General features: G+C 65.7%; 21 protein-coding genes. 13 read left to right on the plus strand and 8 right to left on the minus strand.

Features of this window, described 5'->3' with window-relative positions; all coding sequences use genetic code 11:
- Nucleotide 1 precedes the first annotated feature (1 nt).
- Nucleotides 2-2,743, minus strand: a complete 2,742-nt coding sequence (locus CK498_RS02820) for a bifunctional acetate--CoA ligase family protein/GNAT family N-acetyltransferase (protein WP_095619331.1) — start codon at nucleotides 2,741-2,743, stop codon at nucleotides 2-4.
- A gap of 113 nt (nucleotides 2,744-2,856) precedes the next feature.
- Here CK498_RS02820 and CK498_RS02825 point away from each other — a divergent pair, with 113 nt between their 5' ends.
- On the plus strand, nucleotides 2,857-3,795 hold the full coding sequence (locus CK498_RS02825) for a histone deacetylase family protein (protein WP_095619332.1): 939 nt from the start codon (nucleotides 2,857-2,859) through the stop codon (nucleotides 3,793-3,795).
- Between the two features lie 111 nt (nucleotides 3,796-3,906).
- Nucleotides 3,907-4,539, plus strand: a complete 633-nt coding sequence (locus tag CK498_RS02830) for a helix-turn-helix domain-containing protein (RefSeq protein ID WP_095619333.1) — start codon at nucleotides 3,907-3,909, stop codon at nucleotides 4,537-4,539.
- A 23-nt stretch (nucleotides 4,540-4,562) separates the two neighbouring features.
- Here CK498_RS02830 and CK498_RS02835 read toward each other — a convergent pair whose 3' ends face one another.
- Nucleotides 4,563-5,408, minus strand: a complete 846-nt coding sequence (locus CK498_RS02835) for a formate dehydrogenase accessory sulfurtransferase FdhD (RefSeq protein WP_095619334.1) — start codon at nucleotides 5,406-5,408, stop codon at nucleotides 4,563-4,565.
- 89 nt (nucleotides 5,409-5,497) lie between these two features.
- Here CK498_RS02835 and CK498_RS02840 point away from each other — a divergent pair, with 89 nt between their 5' ends.
- The 11 genes from CK498_RS02840 to CK498_RS02890 all read left to right on the plus strand — a co-directional run bounded on the left by CK498_RS02840 (nucleotide 5,498) and on the right by CK498_RS02890 (nucleotide 16,295).
- The gene (locus CK498_RS02840) at nucleotides 5,498-5,926 is read left to right on the plus strand and encodes a DUF3305 domain-containing protein (protein ID WP_095619335.1); all 429 of its coding nucleotides are present in this window, start codon (nucleotides 5,498-5,500) and stop codon (nucleotides 5,924-5,926) included.
- Entirely contained in the window at nucleotides 5,923-6,477 is a 555-nt protein-coding gene (locus CK498_RS02845; RefSeq protein ID WP_095619336.1) for a DUF3306 domain-containing protein, read from the plus strand. Before CK498_RS02840 ends, CK498_RS02845 begins: the two co-directional genes overlap by 4 nt.
- Before the next feature lie 195 nt (nucleotides 6,478-6,672).
- A complete protein-coding gene (locus CK498_RS02850; protein WP_095619337.1) occupies nucleotides 6,673-8,376 on the plus strand; it encodes a 4Fe-4S dicluster domain-containing protein in 1,704 nt (567 codons plus the stop codon).
- A 4-nt stretch (nucleotides 8,377-8,380) separates the two neighbouring features.
- Nucleotides 8,381-9,007, plus strand: a complete 627-nt coding sequence (locus CK498_RS02855) for a TorD/DmsD family molecular chaperone (protein WP_095619338.1) — start codon at nucleotides 8,381-8,383, stop codon at nucleotides 9,005-9,007.
- 67 nt (nucleotides 9,008-9,074) lie between these two features.
- On the plus strand, nucleotides 9,075-9,275 hold the full coding sequence (locus tag CK498_RS02860) for a twin-arginine translocation pathway signal (protein ID WP_095619339.1): 201 nt from the start codon (nucleotides 9,075-9,077) through the stop codon (nucleotides 9,273-9,275).
- A gap of 35 nt (nucleotides 9,276-9,310) precedes the next feature.
- On the plus strand, nucleotides 9,311-12,163 hold the full coding sequence (locus tag CK498_RS02865) for a molybdopterin-dependent oxidoreductase (RefSeq protein ID WP_095619340.1): 2,853 nt from the start codon (nucleotides 9,311-9,313) through the stop codon (nucleotides 12,161-12,163).
- Nucleotides 12,164-12,225: 62 nt separating this feature from the next.
- Nucleotides 12,226-12,861, plus strand: coding sequence for a formate dehydrogenase FDH3 subunit beta (gene fdh3B, locus CK498_RS02870; RefSeq protein ID WP_095619341.1), 636 nt, complete (start codon nucleotides 12,226-12,228; stop codon nucleotides 12,859-12,861).
- A gap of 11 nt (nucleotides 12,862-12,872) precedes the next feature.
- Entirely contained in the window at nucleotides 12,873-13,916 is a 1,044-nt protein-coding gene (locus tag CK498_RS02875; RefSeq protein ID WP_095619342.1) for a formate dehydrogenase subunit gamma, read from the plus strand.
- 326 nt (nucleotides 13,917-14,242) lie between these two features.
- Nucleotides 14,243-14,551, plus strand: coding sequence for a DUF1244 domain-containing protein (locus tag CK498_RS02880; protein ID WP_095619343.1), 309 nt, complete (start codon nucleotides 14,243-14,245; stop codon nucleotides 14,549-14,551).
- Between the two features lie 3 nt (nucleotides 14,552-14,554).
- Complete coding sequence (gene moaB, locus CK498_RS02885) at nucleotides 14,555-15,085, plus strand: molybdenum cofactor biosynthesis protein B (RefSeq protein ID WP_095619344.1); 531 nt, start codon at nucleotides 14,555-14,557, stop codon at nucleotides 15,083-15,085.
- Nucleotides 15,078-16,295, plus strand: a complete 1,218-nt coding sequence (locus CK498_RS02890) for a molybdopterin molybdotransferase MoeA (protein ID WP_095619345.1) — start codon at nucleotides 15,078-15,080, stop codon at nucleotides 16,293-16,295. Before moaB ends, CK498_RS02890 begins: the two co-directional genes overlap by 8 nt.
- A gap of 4 nt (nucleotides 16,296-16,299) precedes the next feature.
- Here the strand turns inward: CK498_RS02890 and CK498_RS02895 are convergent, their stop codons facing one another.
- The 6 genes from CK498_RS02895 to CK498_RS02920 all read right to left on the minus strand — a co-directional run bounded on the left by CK498_RS02895 (nucleotide 16,300) and on the right by CK498_RS02920 (nucleotide 19,255).
- The gene (locus tag CK498_RS02895; protein ID WP_095619346.1) at nucleotides 16,300-16,878 is read right to left on the minus strand and encodes an acyl carrier protein phosphodiesterase; all 579 of its coding nucleotides are present in this window, start codon (nucleotides 16,876-16,878) and stop codon (nucleotides 16,300-16,302) included.
- Between the two features lie 8 nt (nucleotides 16,879-16,886).
- Nucleotides 16,887-17,240 (minus strand): TusE/DsrC/DsvC family sulfur relay protein, encoded by a 354-nt coding sequence (locus tag CK498_RS02900; RefSeq protein ID WP_095619347.1) that lies wholly within the window; start codon nucleotides 17,238-17,240, stop codon nucleotides 16,887-16,889.
- Entirely contained in the window at nucleotides 17,240-17,530 is a 291-nt protein-coding gene (tusB, locus tag CK498_RS02905; protein ID WP_095619348.1) for a sulfurtransferase complex subunit TusB, read from the minus strand. The genes CK498_RS02900 and tusB overlap by 1 nt, the downstream gene beginning before the upstream one ends.
- 15 nt (nucleotides 17,531-17,545) lie before the next feature.
- On the minus strand, nucleotides 17,546-17,920 hold the full coding sequence (tusC, locus tag CK498_RS02910) for a sulfurtransferase complex subunit TusC (RefSeq protein WP_095619349.1): 375 nt from the start codon (nucleotides 17,918-17,920) through the stop codon (nucleotides 17,546-17,548).
- A 7-nt stretch (nucleotides 17,921-17,927) separates the two neighbouring features.
- Nucleotides 17,928-18,320, minus strand: coding sequence for a sulfurtransferase complex subunit TusD (gene tusD, locus CK498_RS02915; protein ID WP_095619350.1), 393 nt, complete (start codon nucleotides 18,318-18,320; stop codon nucleotides 17,928-17,930).
- A gap of 266 nt (nucleotides 18,321-18,586) precedes the next feature.
- Nucleotides 18,587-19,255: a Bax inhibitor-1/YccA family protein gene (locus tag CK498_RS02920; protein WP_095619351.1), complete on the minus strand. Its 669-nt coding sequence runs from the start codon at nucleotides 19,253-19,255 to the stop codon at nucleotides 18,587-18,589.
- Nucleotides 19,256-19,287: the final 32 nt, after the last annotated feature.

Below are 19,287 nucleotides of genomic sequence, written 5' to 3' on the forward strand. Positions count from 1 at the left end.
TCTACTCCATGGCACTGTCGAGGCGCAACTTCTGCCAGTCGCTGACCGGCTCGTTGAGACGCAGGCTGGCGTGCATCACCTGCTCTTCCATGTCGTAGCGCAGACGAAAGCCGAGGTGCTTCATCAGCGCACGCATCGGATGGTTGTCGACCATCACCGTGCCGACCATCTCCAGGGTGCCCACCCCGCGGCAGTAGCGGATCATCTTGTTCATCAGCAGACTGCCAAGGCCGTGGCCGTGCATGTCGTCGCGAATGATCACCGAAAACTCGGTGCGAATGTTGTCCGGGTCGTTCCACACCCGCACCACCCCGAGCATCTCCTTGCTGCCGTCATCGCGATGATGCTCGGCGATGAACGCCATTTGCCGGTCGTAGTTGATATGCGCCAGCATCGATAGGTCGCGCTTGGTCAGATCGGCCTTGTGATGAAAGTAGCGAAAGCGAATGCTCTCCTCGGAGAGCTGGGTATGAAAGGCGGTGATCAGCGGCGCATCCTCGGCGCGGATCGGGCGCACCTCCACCGCCATATCGTTGCCCAGCGTTACCCACTCGCGCAGCTCCTCGGGATACGGCATGATCGCGTGGCGCGCCGGGGGCCCAAGGTCCATGGCGAAGTCCACCGCCACCACGCCATCGCGATTGAGCAGCAGCGGATTGAGCTCCAGCCCCTTGAGCGCCGGCAGGTCGGAGGCCATCTGCGAGAGCTTGACCAGCAGCTGACAGAGCCGTGCCAGGTCGCGCTGCGGGTCGCGGGAGTGCTCGCGAATCAGCTTGCTGGCGTGGGTCCGCGCGATAAGATCGTCGGCCAGTGTCATGTTGAGCGGCGGCAGCGCGACGTGGCGGTCGGCCAGCACGTTGACCTTGTAACCACCGATACCGAACACGATCACCGGGCCGAAGATCGGGTCGCGGGTAATACCGGCGCATAGCTGCATGGAGTGCTTGCCGCGCTGCATCGGCTGCAGGCAGAACTCGCGGATGGTCACGCCGGGAAACTTCTCGACGACCTTGTCGCTGAGCTGCACCACGCCCTCGGCGACCTGCTCTGGCGTCACCAGGTCCTGCAGCATGCCGGCAGAGAGCTTGTGCGGGTGGCGGCGATAGCGATATGGCACCACGTTGTGATCGTGGACCACCTTTAGCGCCATCGGCTCATCGAAGCTCGCCGCGGCCGCTTCGTCGGCACTATGCAAGTAGCGACTAGGGGCAGCGGGAATCCCGTAGGTCGCCAGCACCTGGGCCGTCTCAGAGTGTGTCAGGCTCTCGCGGCCATCCTCCCGGGCGCGTTCGATCAACGCATGGCAGCGCTGGCGAATCTCTGCGGTCGTCGCGAAGGGCAGGCTCGGCGGGGTCTCCTGGAGCAACGCCTGGACGCGCTGGTAGTCGACCATGTGCATGAAGGCCTTGACCGCCTTCTCCGGCGAGATATAGGTAGGAATACCGGCCAGGTTGCACTCGTGGCGTGCCGAAAGCGCCTCCTCGAGGCCCATCCAGCTGGTCAGCAGATTACGCTTGAAGCGCTTGCGATTGGCGACGATGGCCTCGGCGGTAAGCCTGGAGGGCGCCATGCGGGTCGGCGCATGCACCACCAGCACCGCATCGACATCGGGGTCGGCGGCGACCACCTCGAGGGCATCGACCATGCGCTCCGGCGTGGCATTGCCGCCCAGGTCCACCGGATTGCGCCCCGGCAGGCTCATGTCGAAAGCGCCGCGGGTCAGGGCATCGCGGGTGGTGTCACTGAAGCTGGCAAGCCGCCCACCGGCGCTGATCAACTTGTCGATAGCCAGCATCGCCGGCCCCAGGCCGTTGGAGACGATCGCCAGGCGATCGCCGCGCAGCGGCTTCATGCGCGATAGCGTCTCCAGCGCATCGAACAGCTCATCGGAGTCATCGACGCGCACCACCCCGGCGCGGGCCAGGGCAGCGTCGAAGATCACGTCGCGATTGGCAATCCCCGGGGTCGGTGCCAGTCCCGAGAGATCCGACTCCGGCGTTCGCCCGCTCTTGATCGCCAACACCAGGCGATTGCGCGACGCCTCGCGTAGCGCGGTCATGAAATGCTGGGCGTCGTGGATGCGCTCGAGGTGCAGCAGGATCGCCTGGGTCGGTGCGTGCTGATTGATGTAGTCGATCAGGTCGGGCAGCATCACGTCGACACTGTCGCCCAGGGTCACCAGGTGCGAGAAGCCAATCCCGCGCCCCGCGGCCCAGTCGATCATGGCATTGCCGAGCATGCCCGACTGGCCGAGATAGGCCACCCGCCCCGACTTGACCGGCTGGCTGGCATAGGTGGCATTGAGCTTGCGCCCGGGCACGATCAACCCCAGGCACTCCGGCCCCAGCACGCGAATCCCGCTGACCCGGGCCGCCTTGATCATGCGCTCGCGAATCGAACCACCGTCGCCACGCCGGTCGTCGAGGTAGGCACCGCCTGAGAGCACCATCACCGCCTTGACGCCGATGCGACCCAGCCGCTCGATCAGCTTGGGTACGCTGTCCACCGGCGAGCAGATCACCGCCAGGTCGGGACAGGCCGGCAGGTCGCCGACGCGCTTGACGCAGGCCACGCCGTGCACGCTGGCGTAGCCCTTGGGATTGACCGCCCACAACTGGCCGGGAAATCCCGCTTCCAGCAGGTTGCGCACCACCAGCCCGCCCATGGAGTGGGACTTTTCCGAGGCGCCGATAATCGCCAGGCTGCGCGGCTCGAAAAAATGCCGCAGAAATCGTGTACCCAAGAACTCTCTCCTGAAGCCTTCTGCTCCCTTCCCTCCCCTGTGTACGACTTATTGACACTGTCGTGCAAGGCCCCAGGCCGATTAAGGTCGCAGCATCTCCCGTGGAGCCTGCGATGATCACCGCCTACATTACTCATCCCCGCTGCATGGATCACCATATGGGGCCGCAGCATCCAGAAAGCCCGCTGCGCCTCGAGGCGATTCGCGCGCGCCTGGCCCTGGCCGGCGTACTGCAGCAGACCATGCAGTCGGAGGCCAAACCGGCCACCGACGAGCAGCTGCTGAGGGTCCACCCGGCGCGCCACCTCCACGCCCTCGACAAGTGCGTGCCCGACGACGGCCTGGTGACCATCGACTCGGGCGACACCCTGATGAACCCGCATAGCCTCGATGCCGCACGCGTGGCCGCCGGCGCCGTGGTGCGCGGCGTCGACCAGGTGTTTCGCCACCAGGCCGACAACGTCTTCTGCGCCGTGCGCCCGCCCGGCCACCACGCCGAAGCAAGCGACGCCATGGGCTTCTGCTTTTATAACAACGTCGCGGTGGGCGCGGCCCATGCGCGGGAAGCCTACGGCGCCCGGCGCATCGCCATCCTCGACTTCGACGTGCACCAGTGCAACGGCACCATCGATATCTTCAAGGACGATCCCGAGATACTGATCTGCACCAGCTTCCAGTTCCCCTTCTACCCGTGGCGCTACCTGCGCAGCGACCACCACAACGTGGTCAACACCCCCCTCGAGGCAGGCTGCGACAGCACGGCCTTCAGGAAAGCTATCGAAGACGATTGGCTGCCCGCGCTGCACGCCTTCAAACCCGACCTGGTACTGCTCTCGGCGGGCTTCGACGCCCATCGCGACGACCCCATGGCCGAGCTCAACCTCGACGAAGCCGATTATCACTGGGTGACCCGGCTGGCGCTGGAGATTGCCGCCCTGTATGCCGACAACCGCCTGGTGTCGGTGCTCGAGGGCGGCTACGACACTGACGCCCTGGGCCGCTGCGCCGAGGCCCACGTCAAGGCCCTGCTCGGCCAACCCTGGTCATCCTGAGCGGAGATCTGACACGGCGCAATGAGGCAGGCACGCGGCGCGCCTGGCCAGCCGGTCAAGACTCGGCTGTGGTATGCTTCAGGAAATTAAATTTCCAATAGTGAACTGCCGATGAGCGCCACCACCGATCAAGACGCCGCCCTGCGCATCGCCTCAGGGCGCAAGCCGTTCGTCGAGCCGCTGCGCCTGGGTGAGCGGCTCAAGGAAATTCGACTCGCCAATCACTGGACCCTGGAAGACGTCAGCCAGCGCACCGGGCTTGCCCGTTCGACGCTGTCGAAGATCGAGAACGACCAAATCTCACCCACCTTCACTGCGGTGCAGAAGTTGATCGGTGGCCTGGGCATCGACCTGCCGCAGCTGCTCAGCCCGCCCAAGCCCCAGAGCCGCACCCTGGGGCGCCGTGACCTGACCCGGGTCGGCGAAGGTCAGCAGCATCCCACGCCGACCTACGAGCATGAGCTGCTATCGTGGCAGCTGGCCCAGAAGCGCATGATCCCGTTCAAGACCATCGTCCGCGCGCGGGGCTTCGAGGAATTCAGTGAGTGGGTCCGCCACGACGGCGAGGAGTTCCTGATCGTGCTCGACGGCGACATCCTGCTGTATACCGAGTTCTACGAGCCGCTGCGCCTGACCCGCGGCGACAGCATCTACTTCGACAGCGACATGGGCCATGCGCTGGTCTCGGTGAGCGACGAGGATGCCGTGGTGCTATCGGTGTGCACCCGCGCCGAGGGTAGCTGAGTCGCTCTCGTTGCTGACGCGACTCAAGAGGCCTTGCGATCACCGGGACGACGCGGTGGCACATCGTCGAGCAGCAGGCGCCCCGCGGCATTGATCGCCTGAAAGTGGCGGCCCTTGGCCCGTGCCACCAGCAGCACGCCGAAACGCTCGGCCAGCTCGACGCCCTTCTGGGTCACACCGGAGCGTGACACCAGCACGCTGATTCCCATCTGCGCCACCTTGAGCACCATCTCCGAGGTCAGGCGTCCGGTGGTGTAGAAGATATCCGCCTCGCCAGCCTGGGTATCCTCCAGCCACTGGCGCCCCGCCAGGGTATCGACCGCGTTATGCCGCCCCACGTCCTCGACGAAATCCACCACCTGGTCCTGACGGCAAAGCGCGCAGCCGTGCACCGCGCCGGCACTCTTGTAGGTCTCGTTGTAGGCGCCCAGGTTGTGCAGCAGGCGCCCCAGGGTCGACTGCGCCAGGCAGGTATCGGGCAGTTCGGCAAGCCCGGTGACGTCCAGCAGGCGACCGAACACCGTGCCCTGACCGCAGCCGGTGGTCACCGTGCGCTGGCCGAGCCGCTCCTCGAGGTCCTCCGGCAGCCGGCGGGTAACCACCGCCGCCGCCTCGACCTCCCAGTCGACGTGCACCGCCAGCAGGTCCTGGCGCGAACTGAGCAGCCCCTGGTTGCGCAGATAGCCCACCACCAACGCCTCGGGCTCGGCCCCCAGCGTCATCAGGGTGACGATCTCGCGCTTGTTGAGATAGACCGTCAGCGCGCGTTCGGCGGCGATCGCCTGGCGACGCGAGCTACCAAACTCGTCAATCACCTCGACCTCGAGGGTAGTTGGCAGGCGCGCCCGGCTCAGGCTGATGGCTGTCATGTCGTGAGCTTCCCCATGCGGTTCAATGGCTTGACCATGATGGCACTCCTGTCGCTTACTGTCTGCAGTCATCCCATCGAGCAGCCAATATGTCGACACCCAGCCTACGCCAGCTGAGCCTGACACTCGCCGGCGAGAACAGGACCGTCAAGGGTTTCACTCGCATGCAGTGGCGCATCGCCGCCCTGGCGCCGGGCGACCAGGGCCCACATGTGCTCGACCTGCAGCTCTACATGACCGAGCGCGCCGCCTACCGCTTCAACCTTACCTCGCGCGAGCCGCGCCTGTTCGTGCGCTGCGGATTCTCCGGCGAACACCCCCGCCCCACTGCCATCACCGCCAGCCAGGACGTCGCCGCCGGCTGGATGGACGGTGAGCAACAGGTGCTGGAGGCGCCGATGCCCATGGCCATCCAGGTGTGGCTGGAGGCCTACCTGGCACGCCATGGTGAAGCCCCCGCCGAGGGTCGCAAGAAGAAGCGCAAGGGTGCCGGGCGAGCGCGGGAGGACCAGGTATGAATCGCTTCGCGCGCTGGTCGCAGCGCAAACGCGGCCTGGAGAGCGACCCGCCCCCTGCTGACGAAACTCGGCATAGCGCCCCGCTGGTAAACGATGCCGACTCCCCCCCAGCCGACGACGACGCGGCGCTCGACGTCTCCTCGCCAGGCGGCGGCGAGCCGCCCCCCGAGGGCAGTCTCGACCATACCCTGCCCGACCCCGACAGCCTGGGCCCGGGCAGCGATTTCAAAGCCTTCCTGGCCCCAGGGGTAAGCAGCGCGCTCAAGAACCGCGCCCTGCGTCGCCTGTGGGCCAGCGGCAACTACAATGTACGTGACGGCCTGGACGACTACGATCTCGACTATTCGCAGATGCGCAAGATGAGCGCCGCCACCAGCGAGAACGTTCGCAAATGGGGCAGGAAGGTGCTCGACGAGCTCGAAGAGCAGGACGAAGCGCCCGCAGCGGTCGATGACAGCGAGTCCGACGACGCAGCTGCTAAACTCGAATCTGAGCATGTTGCACGGCATAGCGCAGAAAGCGTCGAACCGCCGCCAGACGACGAGCGTTGAACGCGCTCGGCCATGGTCAACTGCGCATAGGACTAATGAGGCATTGGCGACGCTGCACACAGGCGTCGACACTAGTTGCATTATATCGGCCCGCCATCATAATGAGCGCGCTAATGATAAGGCCAAGCTTTATAAGCAATGCCACGAAAGCGGTGCCATGACGCCGCTTCACGCCTGACCCGATGATGAGAGACCATGATGCAACGCATCGCGCTGACCCAGCTCGACGCGCAACACAACCGGCAGGCGAAGTCCGCCGCGTTGACGCGCGTATCCTGGCCAACCAACCTGACGCCGGCAAGCGTCAGTTATCAGAGTCACGGGCACGTGCTGATCATTGGCGAGGCCGCCAGTTGTCGTGCCGCCTGTGACGCCCTCGCCCCCCACCTCGGTGCGGAGGCACTGAGCAGCATTACCCTGATGGTCGACGCTGCCGGCAGCGCCGCGGCGACACTCGACGAGCTGCCCCCGAACGTGATCTGCCAGCGTGCCGACTTCACCCGCCAGACGCTGTCGATCAGCGGCTACCTGGGTAATTTCAGCGTACTCCTAGAAGGTGCCGGCGAGTCCATTGACCTGGCCAAGGCCAGCCTCACGCGGCCGCACTTCGATCTGGTTCTCGACTTAGGCGCCACACCCTGCCTGACGCTAGAACTACCGCCACCCGGCTATCATGCCGTGACGCCGGGCAGTGACGCTTATCACGACACTCTGGCGTCCCTGCCGGAGATGATTGGCGAGTTCGACAAGCCCAAGTACTTCCAGATCGATCACGACCTGTGCGCTCATGCCGGACGTGGCCAGCAGGGCTGCACGCGCTGTCTCGAGGTCTGCCCGGCCGATGCCATCGCCAGCCAGCAGAAGCGTATCGAGGCGTGGATCGAGATCGACCCGTTCCGCTGCCACGGCGCCGGCAGCTGTACAGCTGCCTGCCCCACCGGGGCCATTCAGTATCGGCTGCCCAAGCCCGAGGCGTTGCAGGACTACATTGCCCGGCTGCTGGCCGCCTACCATGAGGCCGACGGCCAGGCAGCGGTGATCCGTTTTGCCGACCATGCAAGTCTCGCCGCCGAAACATCCGAGCCCGCAGGGCATATCCTCGACGTGCCCCTGGAGGAGCTCGGTGCGGCAGGCCTCGACGACTGGCTCCTGGCCCTGACCCAGGGCGCCAGCGAGGTACGCATACAGCGCCCCGTTGAGCTACCGCCACGCATGGCGGCCCAGGTCGAGACGCAGCTTGCCGAAGCCCACGCCCTCCTCGAGGCGCTGGGCCATGACCGGCGCCGCCTGGTGCTGCTCGAGGCTGGCAGTGATGGCGCACAGCGCGATGCGCTGCCGACCCTGCAGGCGCTGCCGGTTGGCCCCTTGGCTACCGGCACCAAGCGCCACCGCCTGAATGCCAGCCTCGACTGGCTGGGCCAGCATGGCAGCCCCTCCGGCGAGCGTCATGACCTGCCTCAGGGCGCGCCCTTTGGTGGCCTGGCGATCGACAGCGACGCCTGCACGCTGTGCATGAGCTGTGTCGCGGTGTGCCCCACCCCGGCCCTCAAGGGCGGCGAGGCGAGTCCGCAGCTGAGCCTGCGCGAGGCCGACTGCATCCAGTGCGGCCTGTGCGATAGCGCCTGCCCCGAGAACGCCATCAGCCTGGTACCCGGTTTCCTGGCAAGCGACGCGCGTAGCGAACGGCAGATCGCCAAGCAGGAGCCTGCCTTCGAGTGCATCAGCTGCGGCAAGCCGTTCGCGACGGTCAGCACCATTGCCAGCATCAAGGCCAAGCTCGCCGACCACCCCTACTTCGCCGGCGATGCCATGGCGCGCCTTGAGATGTGCGAGGACTGCCGCGTCAAGGACGTATGGCATGAACTGGCCCGCAACCCCCATGCTCAGCTGAAGGTGTGACGCCATGAACCATGCCACCGACACGCCCAGCGCAATCGACGACAGTGACGCCCTGCGTGCCGATGTCTACCGCCTGCTGAGTCGACTGCTCAGCGCGCCACCGGATGCTGCGCTGCTGACCTTTGTCGCCGAGCTGGAAGCCGAAGGCGACGAGACCGCGCTCAGCCAGGCTTGGCAGGCCCTCGCCCAGGCCGCCGGTACAGCCGATAGCGAGGCCCTGCCACGTGCCCACTTCCGCCACCTGATCGGCGTAATTCAGGGCGAGGTCGTGCCCTACGCCTCCTGGTATCTACACGGCACCCTGATGGACGAACCAGTGGTCGCAGTTCGCCGTGACCTGCGCCGTCTGGGACTCGAGCGCGACCCGGCGGTCAAGGAACCCGAGGATCACCTGGCGGCGCTGTGTGATGCCATGGCCTGGCTGATCGAGCAGGCGCCGGCCGAGCAGGCGAGCTTTTTCAATCACCACCTGGCGAGTTGGGGCGAGCGCTGCATGCGCGACCTGGCCGCCGTGGACACCCCGTTTTATGCCAGTGTCGGTCGGCTCGGTCAGGCCTACCTGGCGATGGAAGCAGAGCGTCATGACGCCGCTCTCAGTGCGGTGCGGATCGTTGATCCAGCGCCCAACTGAGGCATGGAGGCAAGCGCTACAACCGCTACGCTGTTAACAGACAAGAAGCAACGAGGAGAAACACAGCATGCCTGACCAACATAACCCTCAGCGGCGTCGTTTCCTACGTGTGATGGGTATCGGCGGCGCCGCTGCCGGTACCGCCGCGGTGATCGGCAACGTCACCCTGGTGCAAGCCGACAAGCCCGCCAGCACTACCCAGGATGCGCCACTGCGCTATCGGGAAACCGATCATATCCGCGCCTTCTACGCCACGCTGCGTGACTGACGCCTTCGCGGTTCACGGTTAAGAGGAATGATTCGATGCGCTTGACAAAAAAAGCCACCACTCCCGTCAAGGCGGGGCTGGGCATCTCCCGCCGCCAGTTCCTGAAGCGTAGCGGTGCCACCACCGGCGGCCTCGCCGCTGCCGGCTTCATGGGCAACGGCATGCTGCGCCCGGCAGAAGCCAGCGGCAAGACGCCGGTGTCCGATGCGCCGGTCGAGACCAAACGCACCATCTGCTCCCACTGTTCGGTGGGCTGTGGCGTCTATGCCGAGGTTCAGGAAGGCATCTGGACCAAGCAGGAGCCGGCCTTCGACCACCCCATCAATCGCGGTGCCCACTGTGCCAAGGGCGCCTCGCTGCGTCAGCACGGTCACTCCACTCGGCGTCTCAAGTACCCGATGAAGCTGGTCAACGGCGAGTGGCAGCGCATGAGCTGGGACGACGCCATCGACGAGATCGGCGACAAGCTGCTGGAACTGCGCGAGGAGTACGGCCCGGACAGCGTCTACTGGCTGGGCTCGGCCAAGTTCAACAATGAGCAAGCCTACTTCATGCGCAAGCTGGCCTCGATGTGGGGCACCAACAACACCGACCACCAGGCGCGCATCTGTCACTCCACCACCGTGGCCGGGGTAGCCAATACCTGGGGCTACGGCGCGATGACCAACTCGCTCAACGACCTCCAGCACAGCAAATCGATCATTCTCATCGGCTCCAATCCTTCCGAGGCGCACCCGGTGGCCATGCAGCACTTTCTGCTGGCCAAGGAGCGCAACCAGGCAGAGATGATCGTCGTCGACCCGCGTTTCACCCGCACCGCGGCCAAGGCCACGCAGTACGTACGCATCCGCCCCGGCTCCGATGTGGCCTATGTCTGGGGCCTGTTGTGGCACATCTTCGAGAATGGCTGGGAGGACAGCGAGTACATCGCCCAACGCGTCTACGGCATGGATGACGTGCGTGCCGAAGTCGCCCAGTTCACCCCGAACGTGGTCGAAGACATTACCGGGGTCCCCGAGAGCGTGATGTTCGATACCGCCAAGCGCCTCGCCGACAACCGCCCAGGCTGCGTGGTGTGGTGCATGGGCGGTACCCAGCACACCACCGGTAACAACAACACCCGCGCCTACTGCATCCTCGAGCTGGCGCTGGGCAATATCGGCAAGTCCGGCGGCGGCGCCAACATCCTGCGCGGCCACGACAATGTCCAGGGCGCCACCGACCTGGGCCTCGGTTCCGATTCGCTGCCTGGCTACTACGGCCTCGCCGAAGGCGCCTGGCAGCACTGGGCGAAGGTCTGGGATGTCGACTATGAGTGGCTGCAGAGCCGCTTCGAAGACGCCGAGTACGCCGACGGCCGGCCGATGAACAGTGCCGGTATTACCGTGTCGCGCTGGGTCGACGGCGTACTCGAGGACGACGAAAACATCTCCCAGCGTACCGCCCTCAAGGCGATGTTCTACTGGGGGCACGCGGTCAACTCCCAGACCCGCGGCCCGGAAATGCAGCAGGCGATGAAGAAGCTCGACATGATGGTCATCGTCGACCCCTACCCCACCGTGGCAGCGGTCATGCACGATCGCAGCGACGGCGTCTACCTGCTGCCCGCTGCCACCCAGTTCGAGACCACTGGCAGCGTGACCGCCACCAACCGCTCACTGCAGTGGCGTGACAAGGTCATCGAACCGCTATTCGAGGCCAAGCCCGACCACGAGATCATGTACCGCTTCGCGCGCAAGCTCGGCTTCGGCGACGAGTTCGTCAAGCATATCGAGATGAACGGCGACGAGCCGCTGATCGAGGATATCCTGCGCGAGATCAACCGCGGCATGTGGACCGTCGGCTACACCGGCCAGAGCCCCGAGCGCCTCAAGGAACACCAGCAGAACTGGCACACCTTCAGCTTCAGCAACCTGCGCGCCGAGGGCGGCCCGGCCGACGGCGACTACTACGGCCTACCCTGGCCGTGCTGGGGCACGCCGGAGTTCCGCCACCCCGGCTCCCCCAACCTCTACGACACCAGCGTGCCGGTCAAGGAAGGCGGCATGGGCTTCCGTGCCCGCTTCGGCATCGAGCGCAACGGCGTCAACCTGCTGGCCGATGGCTCGGCGCCGGTGGAGTCCGACCTCACCGACGGCTACCCCGAGTTCACCGCGCAGATGCTCAAGGACCTCGGCTGGTGGGACGACCTGACCGATGAGGAGAAGGAAGCCGCTGACGGCGAGAACTGGAAGACCGACTTCTCGGGCGGCATCCAGCGCGTGGCCATCGAGCACGGCTGCGCGCCCTACGGCAACGCCAAGGCGCGCGCCGTGGTCTGGACCTTCCCGGACGAAGTGCCCAAGCACCGCGAGCCGCTCTACACCACCCGCCGCGACCTGGTCGAGCGCTTCCCGACCTGGGACGACTTCGACTCGATCATGCGTCTGCCGACGCTCTACAAGACCATTCAGGATCGCGACAACTCCAGCGAATACCCGATCATCCTGACTTCCGGCCGCCTGGTCGAGTACGAAGGGGGCGGCGAAGAGACCCGCTCGATGTCGTGGCTCGCCGAGCTGCAACAGGAGATGTTCGTCGAGATCAACCCGGCCAACGCCAACGACATCGGCATCAGCGACGGTGACGAGGTGTGGGTCGAGGGTGCCGAGGGCGGCCGCGTCAGGGTCAAGGCGCTGGTCACCCCGCGGGTCGACCGCAACGTCGCCTTCATGCCGTTCCACTTCGGCGGCATGTTCCAGGGCGAGAACCTGCGCGATCGCTACCCCGACGGTGCTGACCCCTACGTGCTGGGTGAGGCGGCCAACACCGCCACCACCTACGGCTACGACCCGGTGACGCTGATGCAGGAAACCAAGTGCACCATCTGCCGGATCGAACGCGCCTGACATCGCGACCCTGAACGCTTGACGGCGTGGCAGGTTTGCCACGCCGGTATAGGAGAACAACCATGGCCCAGATGAAATTCATGTGTGACGCCGAGCGCTGCATCGAGTGCAACGGCTGCGTCACCGCCTGCAAGAACGCCAACGACGTCGAATGGGGCATCCAGCGCCGCCGCGTCGTCACCCTCAACGATGGCGAACCCACCGAGGTGTCGATCTCGGTGGCCTGCATGCACTGCGACGATGCGCCGTGCATGGCGGTGTGTCCCACCGACTGCTTCTACAAGACCGATGACGGCATCGTGCTGCACGACAAAGACCTGTGCATCGGTTGCGGCTACTGCCTCTACGCCTGCCCGTTCGGCGCGCCGCAGTTCCCGCAGCAGAACGCCTTCGGCGAGCGCGGCAAGATGGACAAGTGCACCTTCTGCGCTGGCGGCCCCGCCGACAGCAAGGAAGAGGAGTACGAGAAGTACGGCGCCAACCGTATTGCCGAGGGCAAACTGCCGCTGTGTGCCGAGATGTGTTCGACCAAGGCGCTGCTGGCCGGCGATGCCCAGACCGTGGCCGATATCTTCCGCCAGCGCGTCGTACAGCGCGGCCACGAGGACGGCGCCTGGTCCGAGGTCAACCGCCAGGGACCCGACACGGCAGCAGCACGCATGGATAACCTGGCCTACGACGCCACCCGCCAAGGGTAAGGAGGCCTCCCATGTCCCTGCTCAGACATGCCTGTATCGTGCTGCTGATGGCGCTGCTGACGCTTGGCGTCGGCGGCCAGGCGGTGGCGCAATCGGCGGACCCCGACCGTGAGATCTCGACCGCGGTGGGGGCCGCCAATGCCGACACCTGGCGCCAGGTCAGAAGCGGCGATGTCGATGCCAACTATCGTGACTCGCGCCACGACTCCAACTACAACCTGATCAACGCCGCCGGCCAGACCTGGCGGGAGATCCGCAACCACTGGGTCACGCCGTTCGGCCTGATCGCACTGGGTGGCATGATCGCCATGATCGTGCTGTTCTACGTGATCTTCGGTCGCAAGGAACTCGATGAACGCCCCACCGGCCGCAAGCTGTTTCGCTGGTCGGCGCTGGAGCGCTCGCTGCACTGGAGCGTTGCCACACTGTTCATCATCCTGGCGCTGTCGGGGCTCAATATCCTCTACGGCAAGTTCGTGTTCCGCTCGCTGTTCGGCGATGCGGTATGGGGCGCGATGATCTCGGCCTCCAAGGTCTCGCACAACTACCTGGGGCCGCTGTTCGGGATCCTGCTGCTGATCATCCTCGCCAAGTTCTTGAAGCATAACCTGCCCAAGAAGCATGACCTGGCATGGTTCAAGAAAGGCGGCGGGCTGATCGGCAAGGGCCACCCCGACGCCGGCTTCGCCAATGCCGGCGAGAAGGTCTGGTACTGGCTGTTGGCCACCGCCGGCGTGGCGGTGATCATCAGTGGCCTGGTGCTCAACTTCCCCAACTTCGACCAGACCCGCGACACCATGATGTGGGCCAACGTCATCCATGCGGTGGCGGCACTCGGCCTTACCGCCGTGGCACTGGGCCATATCTACATCGGCACCGTCGGTACCGAAGGCTCGCTGGAGGGCATGAAGACCGGCTACGTCGACGAAGCCTGGGCCAAGGAGCACCACAACCTGTGGTACGAAGAGGTCAAGGACCAGGCAGTCGATGCCGAGACCCTCGAGCAGCCGAGTGGCGACGGCGGCGAAAAACCGGCCCCCAGCCAGCCTGGTTGACCCTGATCCCGAAGCAGCTGTTAGCAAGGGACACTGGGGGCAGGTCGAAGAGGAGGTTCGATTCCAGGGGTGAGGAGCATTGCTCCGAACGGGCTGGCCATGGATGGCCAGCACCGGACCTGCAAGCGAAGCAGGATGCGAGAGCGCAGCAGGGAATCGGTAGCGTACAGGGAGGTATTCATAGCGCCTCCTCGTAGGCCTGCCGCCAGACCAGTCCCTTGCGGTGCTGCCATGCGTAGATCGACTAGCGGACACCGCCTACGGGCGGTGTCTTTTGTTATGCTTGGCGTCAAACGCCAACACCTGTTTTCGACACGAGGATGACCATGCAACATCTCGACGATGCGACCCGCACCGAACTCGAAGCCGCCGCCTTCCGGCGCCTGCTCAAGCACCTCGACGAGCACAAGGAAGTTCAGAATATCGACCTGATGGTGCTCGCCGGCTTCTGCCGCAACTGCTTCTCCAAGTGGTTGGTCAACGCCGCCGACGAGCGCGATGTCTCACTCGACCTCGACGCCGCCCGCGAATACGTCTACGGCATGCCCTACCAGGAGTGGAAGGACAAGCACCAGACGCCGGCCAGCCCCGAGCAGCTAGCCGCCCTCGAGGCCCGCCATTCACACAAGGGCTGAACCATGAGCGACGATCGCAACACCCTGGTACCGCTCAACGTTGCGGTGCTGACAGTCTCCGACACTCGCACCGAGACCACCGACCGCAGCGGCCAGACACTGGTCGAGCGGCTTACCGCTGCCGGCCATCGCCTGGCCGACAAGCGCATCGTGGTCGACGACGTCTATCGTATCCGCGCCCAGGTCGCCGCCTGGATCGCCGACCCGGCGGTACAGGTGATCCTGACCACCGGCGGCACCGGCTTCACCGGGCGTGACTCTACCCCGGAGGCCGTCCGGGTGCTGCTCGACAAGCCCATCGAGGGCTTCGGCGAACTGTTCCGCCAACTCTCCTTCAAGGATGTCGGCAGCTCGACCATCCAGAGCCGCTGCCTGGGCGGGCTGGCCAATGCCACCGTGGTGTTCTGCCTGCCCGGCTCCACCGGCGCCTGCCGCACGGCATGGGACGGCATCCTGCTCGAGCAGTTGGATAGCCGCCACAAGCCGTGCAACTTCGCCAACCTGGTGATCCCTGAGCGTGGCACCCATGGCTGATGACCTGCAGCCCGTGGAAGCCGCGCTGACCGCCCTGCTTGACGGCGTCGCACCGCTGGCGGCGGAAACCGTGCCGTTGGCGGTCGCCGGCGGGCGCGTGCTGGCCAAGAGCGTCACCGCATGCCTCGACGTACCCCCCTTCGATAACAGCGCCATGGACGGCTATGCGCTCCATCATCGGGACGCCGGGAAGTGGCTAGCGGTTAGCCAGCGCATCGCTGCCGGCCAGTCGGCCCAGCAGCTACAGCCCGGCAGCTGCGCGCGCATCTTCACCGGCGGCGAGATCCCGCCCGGGGCCGACTGCGTAGTAATGCAGGAGAGAGTGCAGGAACGCGTCGAGCTCGACGGCGAGCGGGCCCTGATGCCAACGGACATTCCCGCCGGCGACAACCTGCGCCGGCGCGGCCGTGACGTCAGCGCCGGCGACGTACTGCTCGAGGCCGGCCAAACGCTGAATCCCGCAGCGCTAGGCCACCTGGCCGGCCAAGGGATTACTGAGGTGAGCGTGACGCGCCGGCCCAGGGTCGCCCTGCTCTCCACCGGCGACGAGGTGATCGACCCCGGCCAGCCGCTGGCCGCGGGACAGATCTACAACTCCAACCGGCCGATGCTGCGCCAGCTGCTCGAACAGTTCGGTGCCGAGGTGGTGTTGGCCGAACGCGTGGCCGACGACTTCGATGCCACCTGCCGCTGCCTGGCCGATGCCGCCGCCCGGGCCGACGTCGTGGTGACCACCGGCGGCGTCAGCGTCGGCGAAGAGGATCACGTCAAGGCAGCGCTGACGCAGCTCGGCGAGCTCGACCTGTGGCGGCTCGCCATGCGCCCCGGCAAACCGCTAGCACTCGGCCGCCTGCCGCGCACCGACGACAGCACGGCGCGCTTCGTCGGCCTGCCGGGCAATCCGGTCTCGAGCTTCGTCGGCGCCTGGCTGTTCCTGCGCCCGCTGACCGGCGCCCTGCTCGGCTGCCCGGCACTCAACGAGTTGCCGCGGCTGCGCGCCCGCGCCGAGTTTGCCACCACCACCCAGGCCCGTCAGCACTATATGCGCGTGGCACTGGACTTCACTGCCGAGGGCATCGGCGCCCGCGCCTTTCGCGACCAGAATTCAGGTGTTCTCTCGTCCTGCATTCAAGCCGATGCGCTGGCGGTGATCCCGGCCCATAGCGAGGTGCGCCAGGGTGACGAGATCGACTGCCTGTGGCTGCAGTGAGCGTTTACGCGGGCCTGCGACCGTCGCTCTCCAGCGCCGCATGCACGGCAGGCCACAGCCGCTGAAAGTCATGCTCCAACGCCGCATAGTCGTCGTATAGCCACGGCACCAGCTCGGCCAGCCGGTTGGGACCCGACAGGCGCCGGCCGATGCCGGCCACCGCGCGGCAGGTGAAATCGAAATCGGCGTAGCCGCGCAGCCAATCGTGCGCCACCAGCGACGGTACCATGTGCTCCAGGCGCGCCGGCGCCGAGCGTGCCGACAGCAGCCGATAACAGCGCTCGACCAGCTGCTGCTGCTCGGCCATCGCCGCGGTGTCGCGAGAAAGGAAGTGATCCCACACCAGGTCCAGGGCAATCGCCGCATAGCGCCGCTGGGCGCGCGGCGCTCGATGACGCGCCGCCAGTACGCTGGGATGACGATCGACCCAGGCGTCGACGCGCCGGTGATGGCGAATGCCCACCGCCGTGGCATCGGGCCAGTCACCGAGATCGCTGCCCTTGACTCCATCGGCGATCAGGTTGCCGTAAAGGAAGTCATCGCTGCCGCGACGCGCCAGCCAGGCGTGGGCGAGAAAGTTCATGGGCAGGCCTAGAGGCAGTTGGCAGGCTTGGGCAGCCCCGCCAGCCGCGCCCCGACCTTGGCCGGACTGTCCGGAAACAGCCGCATCAGATGCAGCGACTTGCCCTTCTCCGGCCCTAGTGCCTGGCCCACCGCCTTGACCAGCGGCCGCATTGCCGGCGACGCCTCGAAGCGGGCATAGAAGTCACGCAGCACCTCGATCACCTCCCAGTGTTCGGCGGTCAGCGTCCGCGACTCTTCGGCAGCGAGTGCTTCGGCTACCGCTGGTGACCAGTCATCGAGATCGATCAGGAAGCCTTCGGGATCGAGTGGCACCTGTTGAGCACCCACCTGAAGATAACGGTATATTTCCGAGGAGGCCATTAGAACCAGCTCACCGTCTTGTCCGCTTCTTCGGTCAGGGTGACGAAACCGTCGGCATCCACCACCAGCACCTCGGCGGCACAGCGGCCGGCCAGGCCACGCGCCTCGAGGTCCTCGCGCAGCGCAAACAGCCGCCCGTTGAGCTCACCGAAGTGGCGTATCAGCGACGGCAGCGCCCCCTGCACGCCGTCCTCGATCAACAGCAGGCGGTCGTCGGGGCCCATCGCCGCCAGCGCCTGCCGATAGACACGGCTCTCGGTGGGGGAACGGTTCAAGGTGTGCAGGATCATCGCAGTCTCCCCGCCTCAGAAATTCAGGACCAGCGGATGGGCCGCCAGCGTCGCCGCCAACTCGGGCGGTGCCAGCGTCGTTACCGGCAGCAGCAGATCGGCCGTGCCAAGCCCGCGCTCGTCGAGGGCCTGGCAATCGACCAGCAGCGTGTCGATATCATACATCGCCAGCATCTCCAGCGTCGGTTGGGTGCCCTTCTGTCCCAGCGCTCCGGCTGCCTGGCCGGCAACCAGCGCGGTGACGCCCTCACCAACGAACAGCAGCGTCACCCGGCGGCCGAAGGCGGCGGCCACCAGGGCAGCATCCAGGCCTTCGCGCAGCCAGCTGCTGCCGTGGGGGGCATGGCGCAGTATCACCAGCACCTCGCCCTTCATGCTGTCATCGTGCATGGCAACCTCACGGGGAGAAGGTGATCAGGCGGTCGTGGCTGAGCCCGGCATCGATCAGCTGGCCGAGGCCAGTGAGCTCGAACGGCGCCTCGAGGCTATGGCCCTGCTTGCCGTGGCGGGCCGCCTCGCGCTCATCGAGCAGGCCGCGACGCAGCCCGGCGGCGATACACACCTTGAGCTGGGTGCCGTGGTTGTCATGCAGGGCACGGAAGCGATCGACCAGATGCGGTTCATCCTGGGGCGGTGCAGCCAGCCGGGCGGCATTATAGACCCCGTCATGGTAGAAGAATACCGTCTCAAGACGATGTCCACGGGCAATCGCGGCCTCGCCGAAGCGCAGCGCCGAGTGCGCCGCCTGACGGCTGTAGGGCCCACCCTGCACCAGCAAGGCGTATCGCATAGGACCAACCTCCTTCTTGCTTGACAGCCTACCCAAACAAACAGGCCCCACCATCTAGGCGGGGCCTGCTTGACCCAGGGCTATCGCAGATAGATAGCACCGCTCAGAACTGATCCGTCGACAGGCCTGCGAGGAGGCGCTGTAAACCCATCCCTGGGCGCTATCTTGCGCCATCCATGGCGCAAACCTCCTCTTCGTCCTGTCCCCGGCGTCCTTCGCTTAGCGGCAACTGCGACCACCCTGCTGCACAACCGCGAGCCCTAGGCTCAGTCGCTGCTCATGATCCCCAGGATCGACAGCAGGCTGACGAACAGATTGTAGATCGACACGTACAGGGTAATCGTGGCGAGGATGTAGTTGGTCTCGCCGGCACGGTGCACGATCTCGCTGGTCTGGAACAGGATCGCTGCAGAAGCGAACAGCACGAACCCGGCAGATACCGCCAGCGACAGGGTCGGAATGTTGAAGATCAGCGCCGCGACCATGGCCAGGATCAGCACGATGGCGCCGGCCAGCAGGAAGTTACCGAGGAAGCTGAAGTCCTTCTTGGTGATCAGCGCCACCGCCGACAGGCCGATGAAGGTCGCGCCGGTCATGGCCAGGGCGTTCATGATCAACGCCGCGCCATTGGGCATGGCCAGATAGGCGCTGAGGATCGGCCCCAGCGTAAAGCCCATGAAGCCGGTGAAGGCGAAGGTTGCCAGCAGGCCGGCGGCGGAGTTGGCGGTCTTGTGGACCAGGAACATCAGGCCATAGGCGCCAATGAAGAACACGAAGATATTCATCCGCTCGATACCCATGGCCATGGCGGCCCCAGCGGTCACCGCAGAGAACAGCAGGGTCATGGCCAGCAGGGCGTAGGTATTGCGCAGCACCTTGTTGGTACTGACAGCGCTCGCCTGGCGCTGTGTCACATGGGACTCTTGGTAAGCCATCGATCAATGCTCCCTGAAATTGTAGATCTTGC

Origin of the sequence: Halomonas salipaludis (genome assembly GCF_002286975.1) — a bacterium.
GTDB classification, from domain to species: Bacteria; Pseudomonadota; Gammaproteobacteria; order Pseudomonadales; family Halomonadaceae; genus Franzmannia; species Franzmannia salipaludis.